Below are 16,522 nucleotides of genomic sequence, written 5' to 3'. Positions count from 1 at the left end.
GACGGAATTCCGAGAGTGATGCTCTGACTATAGTGCACGTGTATGTGCGATAAATGAGCAGAGTGCTTACAAATTGCGAGAATTCGGTTCTCGCCGGCAAGAGGAGTGGCGGGGTGTCTGAGCACGAAAGCGTCTGGAGCGATCTCCAGGGCATCGCGTTCTCGCAGGGCTACCTCGATGCAGGCGGAGTGCGCACCCGATATCTGCACGCAGGCGATACGGCCAAGCCCGCATTGGTGCTCCTACACGGTTCCGGCGGTCACGCCGAGGCCTATGTGCGCAACCTCGAGGCGCACGCCGAGCACTTCTCCACCTGGTCGATCGACATGCTCGGGCACGGCTACACCGACAAACCCGGTCATCCGCTCGAGGTCGTCCACTACGTGTCACACCTGCTGGCGGTCTTCGACGCCATCGGCGCCGAGCGGGTGCATCTGAGCGGGGAGTCGCTCGGCGGATGGGTGGCATCGCGCGCCGCCATCGACCATCCCGACCGGATCGACCGGCTGGTGCTCAACACCGCGGGGGGTTCGCAGGCCGACCCCGAGGTGATGAAACGGATCATCACGCTGTCGATGGCCGCGGTCGAGGCGCCGAGCTGGGAGACGGTGCAGGCCAGGATCAAGTGGCTGATGGCCGACAAGACCAAGGATTACGACGACATCGTCGCCAGCAGGCAGCGGATCTACCGTCAGCCCGGCTTCGTCGACGCGATGCGTGACATCATGGCGCTGCAGGATCCGGAGATCCGGGCCCGTAATCTGCTCGGCCCCAACGACTATGGCGCGATCAGCGCTCCGACGCTGGTCGTCTGGACGAGCGATGACCCGACGGCTGACGTCACCGAGGGCAGGCGGATCGCCTCGATGATCCCCGGCGCCCGGTTCGAGGTCATGCCCGGCTGCGGTCACTGGCCGCAGTACGAGGATCCCAAGACATTCAACCGGCTTCACGTGGACTTCCTGCTGGGGCGCTGACCATGGCCGAGACGTTCGACATCGTCACCGGGGCGAGCCCCGACGTCGTTATCGTCGGGGGCGGCCCCGTCGGTCTCACCCTGGCCAACATCCTTGGGTTGCAGGGTGTTCGCACACTGGTCGTCGACGAGCGCGACAGCCTCATCGACTACCCGCGCGGCGTCGGACTCGACGACGAGGCGCTGCGCACCTTCCAGTCGATCGGGCTGGTGGAACAGGTTCTTCCGCACACGGTCCCCAACCAGATCCTTCGATTCTTCGACTCGAAGCGCAAACTGCTCGCCGAGATGGCGCCGCCCGATGCGCGCTTCGGATGGCCCAAGCGCAACGGTTTCGTGCAACCGATGGTCGATGCTGAACTGCTTGCCGGACTCGACCGGTTCGACAACGTCGAGGTGCGGTGGGACCACCGGATGGAGAACTGCACGGAGGCGGCCGACGGTGTCACCGTCGAGTTCGCCGGCGGCCACGCACCCGTGTCGGCTCGTTACGTCGTCGGTTGCGACGGCGGCAGAAGCGCGACCCGGCGGCTGATGGGGGTGTCTTTCGACGGCACCACCTCGTCGACGCGCTGGCTGGTCGTCGACTGTGCAAACGACCCGCTGGGGCATCCGAACAGCGAAGTCGGCGCCGATCCGGTGCGGCCGTATGTGTCGATATCGATCGCCCACGGAATTCGCCGGTTCGAGTTCATGATCCACGGCGACGAGTCCGACGAGGAAGCCGACAGCCCCGCGTTCGTCAGGCGCATGCTCGAGCAGATGGTCCCCGATCCCGAGCGGGTAGACATCATCCGCCACCGCGTCTACACCCACCACTCGCGAATCGCGGGCGCGTTCCGGAAGGGCCGCTTGATGATCGCGGGCGACGCGGCGCATCTGATGCCGGTATGGCAGGGCCAGGGCTACAACAGCGGCATCCGCGACGCCGCCAACCTCGGCTGGAAGCTGGCTGCGGTGATCAACGGGCAGGCCGAGGACGCGCTGCTGGACAGCTACGACGTCGAACGGCGCAAGCACGCCAGGGCGATGATCGACCTGTCCACGTTGGTTGGCCGTGTCATCTCGCCCACGAACCGGCGCGTTGCCACGCTGCGGGACAAGCTGATTCACGGCGCGTCGCTGGTGCCCACACTCAAGCGGTACGTGCTCGAGATGCGGTTCAAGCCGATGCCGCGGTACGAGCAGGGCGCGGTCTACCACTGCGAGCCCCGCGCGGAGAACTCGCCGACGGGCACCCTGTTCATCCAGCCCCGTGTCGACACCCGCGAACAGTGCAACGCTCTGCTCGACGATGTGCTCGGCACCGGGTTCGCCGTGCTGTGCTGGAGCAACAATCCGCGCGCACTGCTGGGCGACGACACGTTCGATCGATGGAAGGCGCTGGGCGCCACATTCGTTGCGGCCCGGCCCATGACACAGCTGCGGTGGCCCGGACACGACGACCCCGACGTCGTCATCGTCGGCGACCGCACCGGCGCGCTCAAGGCGTGGTTCGACGCGAATACCGATTCGGTGCTGTTCCTGCGCCCCGACCGCTGCATCGCCGGTGCGTGCATCGCGCAGCGCGCTCCCGAAATGAGCGCGTCGCTTTTCAAGGCGCTCCATCTGACCGAGGGAGGAGGTACTGATGTCACTGAGCCTGTGCTGTATGTCCCACAGCCCGCTTCTGAATCTTCCGGGACCGTCGCGGGATCTTCTTGACGCCGTCAACGGCGCGCTCGCCGACGCGCGGGAATTCGTCCGTGCCTTCGACCCAGAGCTCGTCGTCATCTTCTCGCCGGATCACTACAACGGCGTCTTCTACCGGATGATGCCGCCGTTCTGCATCAGCACGAAGGCCACCGGTGTCGGTGACTACGGAACCCAGGAGGGCCCACTCGACGTTCCCGAGGACATCGCCACAGACCTGGCGGAAGCGGTGCTCGCCGCCGATGTCGACGTCGCGATCTCGGCCAGCATGGATGTCGACCACGGAACAGTGCAGCCGCTGCAGACACTGTTCGGCGACGCGGCCGCCAAACCCGTCATCCCCATCTTCATCAACTCCGTCGCCACACCGCTTGGCCCCCTTAGACGTTCGCGGGCACTGGGTGGCGCGGTCGGAAGCTATCTCGCCTCGCTGGACAAGCGGGTGCTCGTCATCGGTTCCGGTGGACTGTCGCACGACCCGCCCGTGCCGACACTTGCGACGGCACCGCCCGCCGCTCACGGCCGCATCGTGCTCGGTGAGCCGATGTCAGCGGAGCAGCGCCAAGCGCGTCAGTCCGCGGTGATCGAGGCGGCGAACACATTTGCGCACGGGAAGAGCGCGCTGGCGCCGCTGAACCCGGAGTGGGACCACCGCTTCCTGGAAATCGTCGACAGCGGCCATCTGTCCGACGTCGACGGGTGGTCGACGTCGTGGATGGCGCACGAGGCGGGCAACTCCGCCCACGAGGTCCGGACCTGGGTCGCGGCGTTCGCGGCGCTCGCCGCACAGGGCGCGTACGTCACCGAGAACCGCTTCTACCGGGCGGCTCCGGAGCTGATCGCGGGATTCGCCGTCAGGACGGCGGTGCCTGCGTCATGACCACAGACGAATTCGACACCGAAGTCGACGTCCTCGTCATCGGTTCCGGAGGCGGCGGCATGACCGCCGCGCTCACCGCCGATGCGGCCGGACTCGATGCCCTGGTCGTCGAGAAGTCCGCGCACTTCGGCGGCTCCACCGCGCTGTCGGGCGGCGGCATCTGGGTGCCGGGCGCGCCGTCGCAGCGCAAAGCGGGCTACGCTCCCGATCCCGAAGGCGTTTTCCAGTATCTGAAGACGATTACCGACGGCCTCGTCAACGACGCCCGGTTGCGTCAGTACGTGGACTCCGCACCGGAGATGATGGAGTTCCTCGAGGCCCGTAGCCGGTGGTTCGAGTTCGTCTGGAAGCCCGGCTACGCCGACTACTATCCCGAGCTGCCCGGCGGCTCGGAACTGGGCAGCACCATCAACGTGCCGGCCATCGACCTGCGCAAGCTCGGCGACGAAGAGCAGAATCTACTACAGCCGCTCGCATTGGCTCCGAAAGGAATCTGGTTCGCGCCCAAGGATCTTCGGCTGTTCTACCAGGTGCGGCAGAACTGGCGCGGCAAGGCGGTGCTGCTCAAGCTGATCTGGCGGATGTTCCGGGCGCGCGTCTTCGGGGACCGGATGGCTGCCATCGGGCAGTCGCTGGCCGCCCGCATGCGATTGGCGATGAAGGAGCACGACGTCCCGCTGTGGCTCAACTCGCCGATGACGGAGTTGATCACCGACGTCGACGGCGCGGTGGTCGGCGCGGTGGTGGAGCGCGACGGACGGCAGCACCGCATCGGTGCGCGCAGCGGCGTCATCCTCGCCGCGGGTGGTTTCGACCACGACATGGAATGGCGCAGACAACATCTGCCGGTGCTCGAGAAAGATTGGAGCTTCGGCAATCCGGCATCGATGGGCGACGGCATCCGTGCGGGGGAGAAGGTCGGCGGTTCCACCGACCTGCTCGACGAGGCGTGGTGGTTTCCCGCCATGTGCTGGCCCGACGGCCGTCTGCAGTTCATGCTCAACGAGCGGATGATGCCTTCGCAGTTTGTGGTCAACGGCGAAGGCAAGCGCTTCATCAACGAAGCGGCGCCCTACATGGACTTCGCGCACGCGATGATCGACGGACAGAACACCGGTGTCGCACACATTCCGTGCTGGCTGATCACCGATATCCGGTCGTTTCACCGGTACGTGGTAGGGGGGCACCTGCCGATACCCAAGGTGCCGTTCGCGCCCGTGCCGACCGGCTGGAAGGTGCCCAAGGCGTGGCTCGAGTCGGGCATCGTCAAGCAGGCGAACAGCTTCGAGCAGCTCGCCGCCGAGATAGGGGTGCCGCAGGCGCAGCTTCGCCAGACCGCCGACCGCTTCAACGAGTTGGCACGCAAGGGCCATGACGACGACTTCAATCGGGGCGACTCGAAGTATGACAACTACTACGGCGACCCCACATTGCCGAACCCCAACCTGCGTCCGCTCGGCAAGCCGCCGTACCTCGCATTTCAGATCATTCTCGGCGACCTCGGCACCTCGGGCGGACTGCGCACCGACGAGTTCGCCCGCGTTCTGCGCAGTGATGACACCGCGGTGAAAGGGCTCTATGCCGTGGGCAACACCTCGTCGGCGGTCATGGGCCGCAGCTACGCCGGCGCGGGCGCGACCATCGGCCCGGCCATGACCTTCGGCTACGTCGCCGCCAAGCACATCGAAGACCAGCTGCCGGAACCCGGTGGCAGTAAATCCGATTCGACACTCGATTCGCACCGAAAGGTAACCAGATGAAGATCTCGCTGTTTTACGAATTCCCACTCCCGCGGCCGTGGAGTGACGATGACGAACACAAGCTCTTCCAGGACGGCCTCGACGAGGTGGAGGCCGCCGACAAGGCCGGGTTCTCCACGGTGTGGCTGACCGAGCACCACTTTCTCGAGGAGTACTGCCACTCCACCGCGCCGGAGATCTTCCTGTCCGCGGCGAGCCAACGCACCAAAGACATTCGGCTCGGATTCGGGATCATGCACCTGCCACCGCAGGTGAACCATCCGGCCCGTGTCGCCGAGCGGGTGTCAACGCTCGACCTCGTCTCCAACGGCCGCGTCGAGTTCGGCACCGGCGAGTCGTCGTCGGTCGGCGAGCTCGGCGGGTTCGGCATCGATCCCGCCGACAAGCGCAAGATGTGGGAGGAAGCGCTCGAGGTCTCGATCCGCTGCATGATCGAAGAACCGTTCACCGGCTTCAAGGGTGAGCACATCGAGATGCCGCCGCGCAACGTGGTGCCCAAGCCGCTGCAGAAGCCACACCCGCCGGTGTGGGTCGCCTGCACGAGGCCGGCGTCGGTGTCCATGGCCGCGCAGAAGGGCCTTGGCGCATTGAGTTTCGCTTACACCGGACCTGGGCCGCTCACCGAGCGGGTGAACGGCTACTACAAGGAGTTCGAGGAGACGGCCGCGCCCATCACACCGCAGATGAACCCCAACATCCTCGCGATCGGCGGCGACCTGTCGATGATGGTGGCGCCCACCGACGAGCAGGCGATCGAACGCCTCGGCAAGGGCGGCGGGTTCTTCGCGTTCGGCATCATGCACTACTACATGACCGGCATGCACACGCCCGGCCGCACCGGAGTGTGGAAGCGCCACCTCGAGGAGATCGAGAAGGATCCGAGCATCGTCTACGGCCCCGACCGCGGCCCGATCGGCAGCCCGGCGACCGTGCGTGAGTTCCTGCGCGGCTACGAGGAGAGCGGCGTCGACGAACTGATTCTGCTACTGACCCCGCGCCGGCACGAGGAGACGATGGAGTCCATCGAGCTGATGGGATCGGCGGTGCTCCCCGAGTTCATCGAGCGGCACGAGAAGTCGGCCGCCGAGAAGGCCAAGCGGATGGAGCCGATCCTGGAGAAGGCCGAGGCCCGCAGGCCCGCGTCGAACGCGCCGACGTTCGACGAGACCTACTCGTTCGGCGGGCTGCCGACCGGCCGCGAGAACTACACCGCCAACGAGGTGTCCCTGGCGATGGAGGAGATGAACGCGGGTATCGAAGCGGCTGCGGCGAAGCTGAAGTCGGGGCAGGGTTGGGACAGCAGGAATCCGACAGCTGACAAGAGATAAGGCATGGGACGGATCGACGACCTCTGGCGCTACGACGGCAGGCGTGTCGTCGTCACCGGCTGCGCGTCGGGCATCGGTGAGCATGTCGCCCGGCAGCTCACCGAACTCGGCGCCGAGGTCGTCGGCCTCGACCAGCGGCGCCCAGCGTTACAGCTCGGGGAGTTCCACGAGATCGACCTCTCCGATGAGGCCTCGATCGACCAGGCCGTCGCAGTCATCGGCGGGCGAGTCGATGCGCTGTTCAACGTCGCAGGCGTCTCGTCTGGCATCGGTGATCCAATGCGCGTGGTGATGATCAACTTCCTCGGGACACGCCATTTCACCGAGTCGCTGATGCCGTTGATGCCTGCGGGGTCGGCGATCGCCAGCGTGTCCTCGCTCGCAGCTTCGGCCTACCTGGAGAACGCCGCTGTGACTGTAGGGCTGTTGGACACCGCGACGATGGCGGAGGGAATCGCATGGTGTGAGCGCAATCCGCAGCCCGTCGCCGACGGCGGCGGCTACCGGCTGGCCAAGGAGGCCCTCATTCTTTACGGGATGGCCAATGTCACTGCTTTGGGAGCCAAGGGAATCCGGATCAACTGCACTGCGCCGGGAGTTACCGACACTCCGATTCTCGATCAGCTGCGGAGCGCGTACGGGCAGGAGTTCCTCGACTCGTTCACCACGCCGCTGGGCCGCGCCGCGGATTCCGACGAGCAGGCGAACGTACTGGTGTTTCTTAACAGCGCGGCGGCCCGTTACATCACCGGCCAGGTGATCTGGGTCGACGGCGGTTCGGTCGCCGAGCGGCTGTTCGGCGATATCTCTGACGAGAGGAAGCGGGCGGACCATGGCCGACTGGGATGATTTTCGGCGCGTTGCCGACGACGTCCGGAACTGGGGGAGGTGGGGAGACGCCGATGAACTCGGCACGCTGAATCTCATCACCGACGAGAAGGTCCAGCAAGCCGCGAACCTCGTCAAGCGTGGCAAGGTTTTTCCGCTCGGTGTCGACTTCGGCTCGTCGGGTCCGCAGGGCGCCTTTCACTTTCGGCAGAACCCGTTACACGTGATGACCATCGATGGCGGCGACGCGAGCACTCTCGCCGAGTACGGTCCGTCCTGGCTGAAGAACCCGGGGGCGACTCAACTCAGCGAGTACTGGACCAACGGTCCGATGCGCTTCAACGACGATGTCATCATCATGCCGCTGCAAGCGGCCACCCAGTGGGACGCCCTGTCGCACGTCTACTACGAGGACAAGCTGTACAACGGCTTTCCGGCGAACTCGGTGACCAGCCTTGGCGCCTACCACTGCGGTATCGACAAGGTGGACGGCAAGGGCATCACCTCCCGCGGCGTGCTGCTCGACATCGTTCGTCTGCGCGGCGTCGAGACGTTCTGTGAACTCGGCGAGCCGATCATGCCCGCCGAACTCGACGAGGCTGCGCGAACCCAGGGCGTCACAGTGGAAAGCGGCGACATCGTCCTGGTCCGAACGGGTTGGTGGGCACGGTTTCTGCAGACCGGTAATGGCGGCGAACCCGGCGCGGGGCTGGATTGGACGTGCGCGTCGTGGTTTCATGACCACGAGGTGGCGGCCGTGGCCGCCGACAACCTGATGGTGGAAAACCCGGTGCCGGGCGTCGACGGCGTGTTCTTACCCATGCACATGCTGTGCCTGCGCGACATGGGGTTGATGCTCGGCGAGTACTGGGACCTCAACGCGCTGGCCGCCGATTGCGCGGCCGACGGAGTGTACGAATTCCAACTCATCGCGCCGCCGCTCCGGGTGACCGGCGCGGTCGGGTCACCGGTGAATCCCATTGCGATCAAGTAGGCAACGACGATGACGACAACTACGACAACCGGCGGCGCACCGCTCGTCGTCGGCCTCGGCGGCACGCTGCGGGCCAACTCCTCGACCGAACGGGCTCTGCGCTACTGCCTGGCCTCCGTCGAACGACAGGGCGGCCGTACCCGGTTCTTCAGCGGCCCCGAGCTCGACCTGCCGATGTACGCACCGCACGAGTTGAAGCGAACCCCGAGGGCGCTCGAGTTGGTCAGCGCACTGCGTGATGCCGACGCCGTCGTCGTCGGATCGCCGGGCTACCACGGCGCGATCTCGGGCCTGGTGAAGAACGCACTCGACTACATCGAGGATCTGCGCGAGGACCCACGGGTCTACCTCGACAACACTCCGTGGGGATGCATCAGCTGTGCCTACGGCTGGCAGGCCGCGGTCGGCACCCTGGGGCAGCTACGGTCGATCGGACACGCGCTGCGGGCCTGGCCGACACCGCTCGGCGTGGCAATCAACTCCGCGGACAAGATCTGGGACGAGTCTGGCGAATTGGTCGACGAGGCCGTCCAGGGTCAGCTGGACATGCTGGCGACCCAGGTGCTCGCGCATGCGCGCGCCGCATGGGAAACGGCGTGACGACGCGCAAGACGGTTCTCGTCGATGGCCTGACGACCGGCTATCTCGAAGCGGGGCAGGGTGATCCGGTCGTCTTGCTGCACGGCGGCGAGTTCGGCATCAGCGCGGACCTCGGCTGGGAGCACAACGTGGCCACGCTGGCCGCGCACTACCGCGTGTTCGCGCTCGACATGCTCGGCTTCGGCCGGTCCGCGAAGGTCATCGACTTCAACGACGGCCGCGGCATGCGGATCCGGCACATCGCGCGTTTCTGCGACACGGTGGGTGTCGAGGGCGCGCACTTCGTCGGGAACTCGATGGGTGCGGTCAACCTGTTCGTCGATGCCACGTCGGAGTCACCGCTGCTGTCCGCCCGCAGCCTGACGATGATCTGTGGCGGCGGTGAGATCCAGCGCAACGAACATTCGGCGGCGCTTTACGACTACGACGCCACGCTGCCTGGTATGCGGCGCATCGTCGAGGCGCTGTTCGCCGACTCGGCGTACCCGCACAACGAGGCGTATGTGCAGCGGCGCTACGAGTCCAGCATCGCCCCCGGCGCGTGGGAGGCGCTGGCAGCAGCCAGGTTCCGGCGACCGGGGCTTGAGCCGCCGCCGTTGCCGTCGAGTAAGCGAGCATACGAACGCATCGCGGTGCCGACACTGGTGGTCGAGGGCGCGGCCGACAAGCTGCTGCCCGCGGGTTGGGCGGCCGAGATCGCGGCGCAGATTCCCAACGGCCGCTCCGCGGTCGTCGAGCGGGCCGGTCACTGCCCGCAGATCGAACAGCCCGACGCGGTGAACGAGCTGCTGTTGGATTTCCTCGGCGATGTGAGCCGAGAGAGGACGGCGAGCTAGGTGAGCAACGAACTCGAGGGCAAGGTCGCCATCGTCACCGGCGGCGCGGCTGGACTGGGCGAGGGGATGAGTCGACGGTTCGCCGCCGAGGGCGCGAAGGTGCTCATCGCCGACGTCGACGGCGACGCGGGGACGGCGCTTGCCGGGGACCTCGGGGGCAACGCGCTGTTCGTCGAGGCCGACGTGTCGCAACTGGATCAGGTGAGCGGGTTGGTGTCGACGGCGGTCGAGCGATTCGGCGGGTTGCACGTCATGGTCAACAACGCCGGAGTGTCAAGCACGATGCATCGCAGCATCTTCGACGATGACTTCGCCGATTTCGAGAAGGTGATGGCCGTCAATCTGCGCGGAGTGATGGCGGGCACCCGCGACGCCGCGCGGCAGATGCGGGAAGCAGGCACCGGCGGATCGATCATCAACATCACCTCGATCGGCGGCATCCTGGCCGGCGGCGGCGTGCTGACGTACCGGGCGTCGAAGGCCGCCGTCATCCAGTTCACCAAGTCCGCCGCGATCGAGTTGGCCCATTACGAGATTCGCGTCAATGCCATCGCGCCCGGCAACATTCGCACGGCGATCGTGCGGAAGGCCGCGTCGGGGGAGGATTTGGAGAAGCTCGAGGAGTTCGAGGCGAAGATTCGCGAGACCATGCGAAACGACCGCCCGCTGAAACGTGAAGGCACGACCGACGACGTCGCCGAGGCCGCGCTGTACTTCGCGACGGACCGGTCCCGGTACGTGACGGGGACCGTGTTGCCGGTCGACGGAGGCACGGTGGCGGGCAAGGTGATGCGCACGCGAGGAGCAAAAACGGACGACGTCCGCAAGCCAAAACGATGACAGTTTAAATCAGTCGCTTGACTTAATGCGGCTCGACGGGTTGACTGTGACCGTGACCACTGCACGAGCGGTGCGCGCCGACCGGGCGAGCAACACACAAGAGGCGATCCTGAAGGCGGCCGAGCGGCTGTACGCGGAGCATGGCGTCTTCGCGGTGTCGAATCGCCAGGTCAGCGAGGCGGCGGGACAGGGGAACAACGCTGCTGTCGGCTATCACTTCGGCACCAAGACCGACCTCGTGCGCGCGATCGAACAGAAGCACCGGTCCTCCATCGAGCGGCTGCAGGAACGGATGGTGGCCGACATCGGACAGTCCGCCGAACTGCGGGACTGGATCACCTGCCTGGTGTGCTCGCTGACCGAGCATCTGGCGCAGCTCGGCAATCCGACGTGGTACGCGCGGTTCGCCGCGCAGGCGCTGGCCGATCCCGAGTACCAGAAGATCGTGGTTCGCGACGCGCTGGCATCGCCGTCGGTGGTCCGGGTCGTCGACGGCCTCACGCGTTGTCTGCCCGACCTCCCGATGGCCGTTGTGACCGAGCGCAACATCATGGTGCGCAACCTGATGATGCACACCTGCGCCGACTTCGAACGAGCCTTCGCCGAGGGTGACGGGGTGCCAAGGACAAGCTGGGCGGCGGTCGCATCCGGTCTGATCGACGCGATCGTCGGGCTGTGGCACGCGCCCGTCACGGAGCATCCGTGACATGAAAGTCGTCGTCGATCAGGACAAGTGCGTGTCATCGGGTCAGTGCGTGCTCAACGCCACCGAGGTCTTCGACCAACGCGACGACGACGGCGTCGTGTTCCTGCTCACTGAGCGTCCCTCTTCCGAACAAGCAGCCAACGTCCGCAACGCCGCCGCGGCCTGTCCGGCCCTGGCCATCGACATCGAGGAATGAACCCGCGCACGCGAGGAGCGAAATGAATAAGGCTTATGTCTGAAACACTGACCGCGAATGCATCCGGCGTGACCGCCGACATCCCCTCCTATCCGATGGAGCGCGACGCGCGGTGCCCGTTTGCGCCGCCTGCGCAGATGCTCGAGATGAACGAGACGAAACCGCTGTCGCGCGTGCGCATCTGGAACGGCGGCACGCCATGGCTGATCACCGGCCACGCGGTCGCGCGAGAGTTGTTCGCGGATCCGCGCGTCAGCGTCGATGACCGGCGCGAGGGTTTCCCGCACTGGAACGAACACATGCTCTCGACGGTGAACAAGCGGCCGCGGTCGGTGTTCACCTCCGACGCCGAGGAGCACACCCGGTTCCGCCGGATGCTGTCCAAGCCGTTCACCTTCAAGCGGGTCGAAGGCCTCCGTCCCGTGATCCAGGACGTCACCGACGAGTGCATCGACGCCGTTCTGGCCGGACCGCAGCCCGCCGACATGGTCGCCAAGCTGGCGCTGCCGGTGCCGACCCGGGTGATCAGCGACATGCTCGGTGTGCCCTACGAAGACCACGAGTTCTTCCAGGAGCATGCCAATGCCGGGCTGGCCCGCTACGCGGCCGCGGACGCCATGCAGAAGGGCGCGATGAGCCTGCACCAGTACCTGGTCAATCTCGTCGAGGAGAAGCAGGCCAACCCGTCCGAAGACGCGGTGTCCGATCTGGCCGAGCGGGTGACCGCAGGCGAGATCAGCGTCAAGGAGGCCGCGCAGCTCGGAACCGGTCTTCTGATCGCCGGTCACGAAACGACGGCCAACATGATCGGCATCGGCATACTCGCGCTGCTGGAGAACCCGGAACAGGCTGCGCTGCTTCGGGACTCCGACGACCCGAAGTTCGTCGCCAACGCCGTCGAAGAGTTGATGCGCTACCTGTCCATCATCCAGACGGGCCAGCGCCGGATCGCGATCGAGGACATCGAGATCGGCGGCGAGACGATCCGCGCAGGCGAAGGCATCATCATCGACCTCGCACCCGCCAACTGGGACGGCGCCGCTTATCCCGAACCCGACAAGCTCGACCTCGGCCGTGATGTCGGCCAGCAGCTGGGTTTCGGGTACGGCCGTCACCAGTGCGTCGGTCAGCAACTCGCCCGCGCCGAGATGCAGATCGTGTTTCCGACCCTGCTCAAGCGCATCCCGACGATGAAGCTGGCGATTCCTTTCGAGGACGTGCCGTTCAAACATGACCGGCTCGCCTTCGGTGTCTACGAACTTCCGGTGACTTGGTAAGTCGCCGACAGTCTTGTCCTACAGCCTGATTGGAGTCCACAATGTCTATCCCGACTGCAACACCGTCGCCCGCCCGCACCCCGTCGCTCTACCCGCCCGAGGGCTTCGGCGCACCCAAGTTCCGCAAAGGCCACGCGATGGAGGAAGGCCTGCCCGGACTCCCTAAGGGCACCGAGATCTTCTCCGCCGACAACCACATCTCGGTGGCCGACGACATCTTCTATGAACGGTTTCCCGAGGAGCTGAAGGGTGCCGCGCCGCGGATCTGGTACGAGGACGGCGCCTACATGGTCGGCATGAAGGGCAAGGCGTGGACGGGCGGTGACTTCGGCCGCGTGCTCATGCAGTACGACGACCTGGCAGGCGCTGCGTCGAACAACATAGAAGCGCGCATCCGCGAGCTCGCCGAGGACGGCATCGACAAGGAGCTCGCGTTCCCCAACGCCGTGCTGGCGCTGTTCCACTATCCCGACAAGTCGCTGCGCGAGCGTGTGTTCCGCATCTACAACGAGCACATCGCCGATCTGCAGGAGCGCAGCAAGGGCCACTTCTACGGCGTCGGCCTGATCAACTGGTGGGACCCGAAGGGCACCCGCAGTACTCTCGAAGAGCTCAAGTCGCTCGGCCTTAAGACGTTCCTGCTGCCGCTCAACCCCGGCAAGGACGACGAGGGCAACATCTACGACTACGGCAGCACCGACATGGATGCGGTCTGGGACGAGATCGAAGCGGCGGGCATCCCGGTCAGCCACCACATCGGTGAGACCCCGCCCAAGACGCCGTGCCAGCACAACAGCGTGGTCGTCGGCATGATGGTCAACGTCGACTCGTTCCGCGAGCAGTTCGCGAAATATGTCTTCTCCGGGATCCTCGATCGGCACCCGAGCCTGAAGATCGGCTGGTTCGAAGGTGGAATCGCCTGGGTGCCGACGGCTCTTCAAGACGCCGAGCACATGCTGGCGTCGTACCGGCACATGTTCAACCACGAACTGAACCACGACGTCCGGCATTACTGGAGCGAGCACATGTGCGCATCGTTCATGGTCGACCCGCTTGGCCTCGAGTTGATCGATAAGATCGGCGAGGACAACGTGATGTGGTCGTCGGACTACCCGCACAACGAGTCGACGTTCGGCTACTCGGAGAAATCGCTGAAGACGGTCGTCGACGCGGTCGGACAGGAGGCCGCGACGAAGATCGTCAGCACCAACATCAAGAACTTCCTGGGCGTCGAATGACCGCGATCGCGACAGCGGGTAGCTCCGCACTCGAGATTCCCGACCTGCCGGATATGGCGCGGATGTACCGCGAATGCGGTGCCCGGCTGCGCGATTCCATGAAGGAGAAGGGCGTCGGCGCGCTCGTTCTTCTCGGCAACGGCAACGTCGTGTATGCCACCGGAGCCAGTTGGCGCCTGTTGGACGCCGGGCTCTCGCACGTCGAGCGGCCGGTTGCCATCGTGCTCGCCGACGACGAGCATCCGCACCTGTTCATGCCCATGCGCGAGGGGTCGCTCTCGGAGACGGAGGTGCCCGCCGATCACACCCACGGTCCGCTCTACCTTGAATTCGACGAGGGCGTAGATCATTTCGCGACGGTATTGGCCGAGCTGGTGCCCGCCGGTGCGGTCGTCGCCGTCGACGAGCTGACCGGTGCGATGCGCCGCGCGCAGGCGCGCCTGTTCCCTTCGGGTCCGCCCTCGGACGCCGCGCAAATTGTCGGCCCGGCGAAACTGGTCAAGACGGCCGACCAGATCTCGTGTGTCCGCAACGCGTGTCGCATCACCGAGAGGGCCATGCTCGACGTGCAGAAGGCCCTGGCCCCCGGTGTGCGCCAGGTCGACCTCTCCGCGGCGTTCGTCCGGCGTGCATTCGAACTGGGCGCCACCGCCAACATGCTCGAGGCGATCTGGCAGGTGATGCCGACGACGAAGACCAGTGGCGCTGTGTGGACAACCACCGGCGACCTCGCACTGCCGTTGCTGACCACCGAACGTGAACTGGCGCGGGGCGACGTGCTGTGGACCGACGTCAGCATCACCTACAACGGCTACTGCTCGGACTTCGGCCGCACCTGGCTCGTCGGCGATGAACCGTCGGACCGGCAGCACGCCCAGTACGAGAAGTGGCGCGAGATCATCGATGCCGTGCTGGCGGTCACCAAGGCGGGCGCGACCGCCGGTGACCTGGCCCGCGCCGCCATCGTCGCCAACGGCGGACGCAAGCCGTGGCTCCCGCACTTCTACCTCGGGCACGGCATCGGCACCAACCCGGCCGAGATGCCCATGATCGGGACGGATCTCGGCCAGGAGTTCGACGACAACTTCGTGTTCCCTGCCGGAATGCTGCTGGTGCTCGAGCCGGTGGTCTGGGAGGACGGCACGGGAGGCTATCGAAGCGAGGAGATCGTGGTCATCACCGAGGATGGCAACACCCGCATCACAGACTACCCCTACGCCCCGTACGGGCGGGTCTGATGGCGCTCGAAATCCTGCCTGACGCAACCGTATTGCGAAGTGGCCGCCGTGACCGGGTGCTGGCCCAGATGGCCGACCACGATTTCGACATCCTCGTGCTCGGCCGTCAGGCGAACGTTCGCTACGTTACCGGGGCGCCACAGCTCTGGGTCGCGGGCACCCGCCCGTTCGGGCCGATCTGCGAGGTGATCCGGGCGACCGGCGAAATCCATCTCAACAGCACGTGGGACGAGGGGATCCCCGACGAGATCAGCCACGACCATCTCTACGGGCTGGCGTGGAATCCCATGACGCTGATCGAGGTGCTCAAGAAGCTTCCCGGTGCGAACACCGTCCGGCGGGTCGGCACCGATTCACTGACACCGACCTTCGCGCAGCTGCTTCCGATGGCGTTTCCCTCAGCCGAGTTGGTCGATGCCGAACCCGCGCTGCGAGCAGCGCGGCGGATCAAGACGACCGACGAGATCGCCGTTTTGCGCGGAGCGCTCGGCGTCGCCGAACACGCGTTGGAGGCGGCACGCGCCGAGTTGGCCGCAGGTGTGACAGAGCTTTCCCTCACCGGTGCGATGATGGAAGCGATGGCGGCGGGCGGCGTCACCACCCCTGCGACGCAGGACGGTGCGTGGATCACACCGAAGGACCATTCGTGGCGTCGGGATTCTGGCGAGGGACGGATCGCCGACGGCGACCTCGTCGCGCTGTCCGCGGGCGCGCTGGCCGACGGTTATGTCGGCGAGGTCGGCCGGACCTGGCCGGTCGGCGACGTGCCCGGCGCCGACGCGCTGTTCCGTCGGTCGAATGAGTTGTGGGAACGTCTGATCGCGGCGTGCAGGCCGGGCGGCATGGCCACCGATCTGCTCTCGGCGTACGAGGCCGCGGGCGAGTCGCTGCCCGCCACACCTGTCGCGCACGGTCTCGGGTTGGGCTTCGACCCACCGGTGATCTCCGCGGATCTGCCTGCCACGTGCGCGCAGGAACGGCTCGAACCGGGCATGGTGCTCGCGGTCACCGGATACGTCTGGGAAGCCGGTGTCGGGGCGGTGTTCTCCAGGGACGCGGTACTGATTGGCGACGACGGAGCCGAGGTCCTGACGTTCAGCCCGACGTACGGTGCGGTCGAAGCGACCGCCTAG

16 protein-coding genes are annotated in these 16,522 nt (G+C 66.0%); all 16 read left to right on the top strand.

Annotated elements, in window-relative coordinates; translation table 11 throughout:
* The first annotated feature begins 113 nt into the window (after positions 1-113).
* The 16 genes from C6A82_RS18680 to C6A82_RS18605 are packed head-to-tail and all read left to right on the top strand — an operon-like array spanning position 114 to position 16,522.
* Complete coding sequence (locus C6A82_RS18680; RefSeq protein ID WP_105349201.1) at positions 114-977, top strand: alpha/beta fold hydrolase; 864 nt, start codon at positions 114-116, stop codon at positions 975-977.
* Between the two features lie 2 nt (positions 978-979).
* The gene (locus tag C6A82_RS18675; protein ID WP_311101412.1) at positions 980-2,680 is read left to right on the top strand and encodes a bifunctional 3-(3-hydroxy-phenyl)propionate/3-hydroxycinnamic acid hydroxylase; all 1,701 of its coding nucleotides are present in this window, start codon (positions 980-982) and stop codon (positions 2,678-2,680) included.
* Entirely contained in the window at positions 2,628-3,548 is a 921-nt protein-coding gene (locus tag C6A82_RS18670; RefSeq protein WP_233216903.1) for a 3-carboxyethylcatechol 2,3-dioxygenase, read from the top strand. The genes C6A82_RS18675 and C6A82_RS18670 overlap by 53 nt, the downstream gene beginning before the upstream one ends.
* Entirely contained in the window at positions 3,545-5,308 is a 1,764-nt protein-coding gene (locus C6A82_RS18665) for an FAD-binding protein (RefSeq protein WP_105344633.1), read from the top strand. Before C6A82_RS18670 ends, C6A82_RS18665 begins: the two co-directional genes overlap by 4 nt.
* Positions 5,305-6,636, top strand: a complete 1,332-nt coding sequence (locus C6A82_RS18660) for an LLM class flavin-dependent oxidoreductase (RefSeq protein WP_105344631.1) — start codon at positions 5,305-5,307, stop codon at positions 6,634-6,636. The genes C6A82_RS18665 and C6A82_RS18660 overlap by 4 nt, the downstream gene beginning before the upstream one ends.
* Positions 6,637-6,639: 3 nt before the next feature.
* Positions 6,640-7,485, top strand: a complete 846-nt coding sequence (locus C6A82_RS18655; RefSeq protein WP_105344629.1) for a coniferyl-alcohol dehydrogenase — start codon at positions 6,640-6,642, stop codon at positions 7,483-7,485.
* Positions 7,469-8,458, top strand: coding sequence for a cyclase family protein (locus C6A82_RS18650; RefSeq protein WP_105344627.1), 990 nt, complete (start codon positions 7,469-7,471; stop codon positions 8,456-8,458). The genes C6A82_RS18655 and C6A82_RS18650 overlap by 17 nt, the downstream gene beginning before the upstream one ends.
* A gap of 9 nt (positions 8,459-8,467) precedes the next feature.
* Entirely contained in the window at positions 8,468-9,058 is a 591-nt protein-coding gene (locus C6A82_RS18645; protein WP_105344626.1) for an NADPH-dependent FMN reductase, read from the top strand.
* On the top strand, positions 9,043-9,894 hold the full coding sequence (locus C6A82_RS18640) for an alpha/beta fold hydrolase (RefSeq protein WP_105344624.1): 852 nt from the start codon (positions 9,043-9,045) through the stop codon (positions 9,892-9,894). Before C6A82_RS18645 ends, C6A82_RS18640 begins: the two co-directional genes overlap by 16 nt.
* Positions 9,895-10,734 (top strand): SDR family NAD(P)-dependent oxidoreductase, encoded by an 840-nt coding sequence (locus tag C6A82_RS18635; RefSeq protein ID WP_105344622.1) that lies wholly within the window; start codon positions 9,895-9,897, stop codon positions 10,732-10,734.
* A 25-nt stretch (positions 10,735-10,759) separates the two neighbouring features.
* On the top strand, positions 10,760-11,440 hold the full coding sequence (locus C6A82_RS18630; RefSeq protein WP_105344620.1) for a TetR family transcriptional regulator: 681 nt from the start codon (positions 10,760-10,762) through the stop codon (positions 11,438-11,440).
* Between the two features lies 1 nt (position 11,441).
* Positions 11,442-11,636, top strand: coding sequence for a ferredoxin (locus C6A82_RS18625; protein ID WP_105344618.1), 195 nt, complete (start codon positions 11,442-11,444; stop codon positions 11,634-11,636).
* Between the two features lie 35 nt (positions 11,637-11,671).
* Positions 11,672-12,913, top strand: coding sequence for a cytochrome P450 (locus C6A82_RS18620; protein ID WP_105344616.1), 1,242 nt, complete (start codon positions 11,672-11,674; stop codon positions 12,911-12,913).
* Positions 12,914-12,954: 41 nt separating this feature from the next.
* Entirely contained in the window at positions 12,955-14,151 is a 1,197-nt protein-coding gene (locus C6A82_RS18615) for an amidohydrolase family protein (protein ID WP_105344615.1), read from the top strand.
* Positions 14,148-15,389, top strand: a complete 1,242-nt coding sequence (locus tag C6A82_RS18610) for a Xaa-Pro peptidase family protein (RefSeq protein WP_105344613.1) — start codon at positions 14,148-14,150, stop codon at positions 15,387-15,389. The genes C6A82_RS18615 and C6A82_RS18610 overlap by 4 nt, the downstream gene beginning before the upstream one ends.
* On the top strand, positions 15,389-16,522 hold the full coding sequence (locus C6A82_RS18605; RefSeq protein WP_105344612.1) for a Xaa-Pro peptidase family protein: 1,134 nt from the start codon (positions 15,389-15,391) through the stop codon (positions 16,520-16,522). The genes C6A82_RS18610 and C6A82_RS18605 overlap by 1 nt, the downstream gene beginning before the upstream one ends.

Origin of the sequence: Mycobacterium sp. ITM-2016-00318 (genome assembly GCF_002968285.2) — a bacterium.
Classification (GTDB): domain Bacteria; phylum Actinomycetota; class Actinomycetes; order Mycobacteriales; family Mycobacteriaceae; genus Mycobacterium.
The sequence above is the reverse complement of the archived record's forward strand: the minus strand, read 5'-3'. Positions and strand labels throughout refer to the sequence as shown.

Bases quoted from the DNA above. Each gene is read 5' to 3' on its own strand.
- C6A82_RS18655 (WP_105344629.1), top strand. From the start codon at position 6,640: ATGGGACGGATCGACGACCTCTGGCGCTACGACGGCAGGCGTGTCGTC.
- C6A82_RS18630 (WP_105344620.1), top strand. From the start codon at position 10,760: ATGCGGCTCGACGGGTTGACTGTGACCGTGACCACTGCACGAGCGGTG.
- C6A82_RS18650 (WP_105344627.1), top strand. From the start codon at position 7,469: ATGGCCGACTGGGATGATTTTCGGCGCGTTGCCGACGACGTCCGGAAC.
- C6A82_RS18605 (WP_105344612.1), top strand. From the start codon at position 15,389: ATGGCGCTCGAAATCCTGCCTGACGCAACCGTATTGCGAAGTGGCCGC.
- C6A82_RS18665 (WP_105344633.1), top strand. From the start codon at position 3,545: ATGACCACAGACGAATTCGACACCGAAGTCGACGTCCTCGTCATCGGT.
- C6A82_RS18645 (WP_105344626.1), top strand. From the start codon at position 8,468: ATGACGACAACTACGACAACCGGCGGCGCACCGCTCGTCGTCGGCCTC.
- C6A82_RS18670 (WP_233216903.1), top strand. From the start codon at position 2,628: ATGTCCCACAGCCCGCTTCTGAATCTTCCGGGACCGTCGCGGGATCTT.
- C6A82_RS18625 (WP_105344618.1), top strand. From the start codon at position 11,442: ATGAAAGTCGTCGTCGATCAGGACAAGTGCGTGTCATCGGGTCAGTGC.
- C6A82_RS18640 (WP_105344624.1), top strand. From the start codon at position 9,043: ATGGGAAACGGCGTGACGACGCGCAAGACGGTTCTCGTCGATGGCCTG.
- C6A82_RS18610 (WP_105344613.1), top strand. From the start codon at position 14,148: ATGACCGCGATCGCGACAGCGGGTAGCTCCGCACTCGAGATTCCCGAC.
- C6A82_RS18660 (WP_105344631.1), top strand. From the start codon at position 5,305: ATGAAGATCTCGCTGTTTTACGAATTCCCACTCCCGCGGCCGTGGAGT.
- C6A82_RS18675 (WP_311101412.1), top strand. From the start codon at position 980: ATGGCCGAGACGTTCGACATCGTCACCGGGGCGAGCCCCGACGTCGTT.
- C6A82_RS18615 (WP_105344615.1), top strand. From the start codon at position 12,955: ATGTCTATCCCGACTGCAACACCGTCGCCCGCCCGCACCCCGTCGCTC.
- C6A82_RS18620 (WP_105344616.1), top strand. From the start codon at position 11,672: ATGTCTGAAACACTGACCGCGAATGCATCCGGCGTGACCGCCGACATC.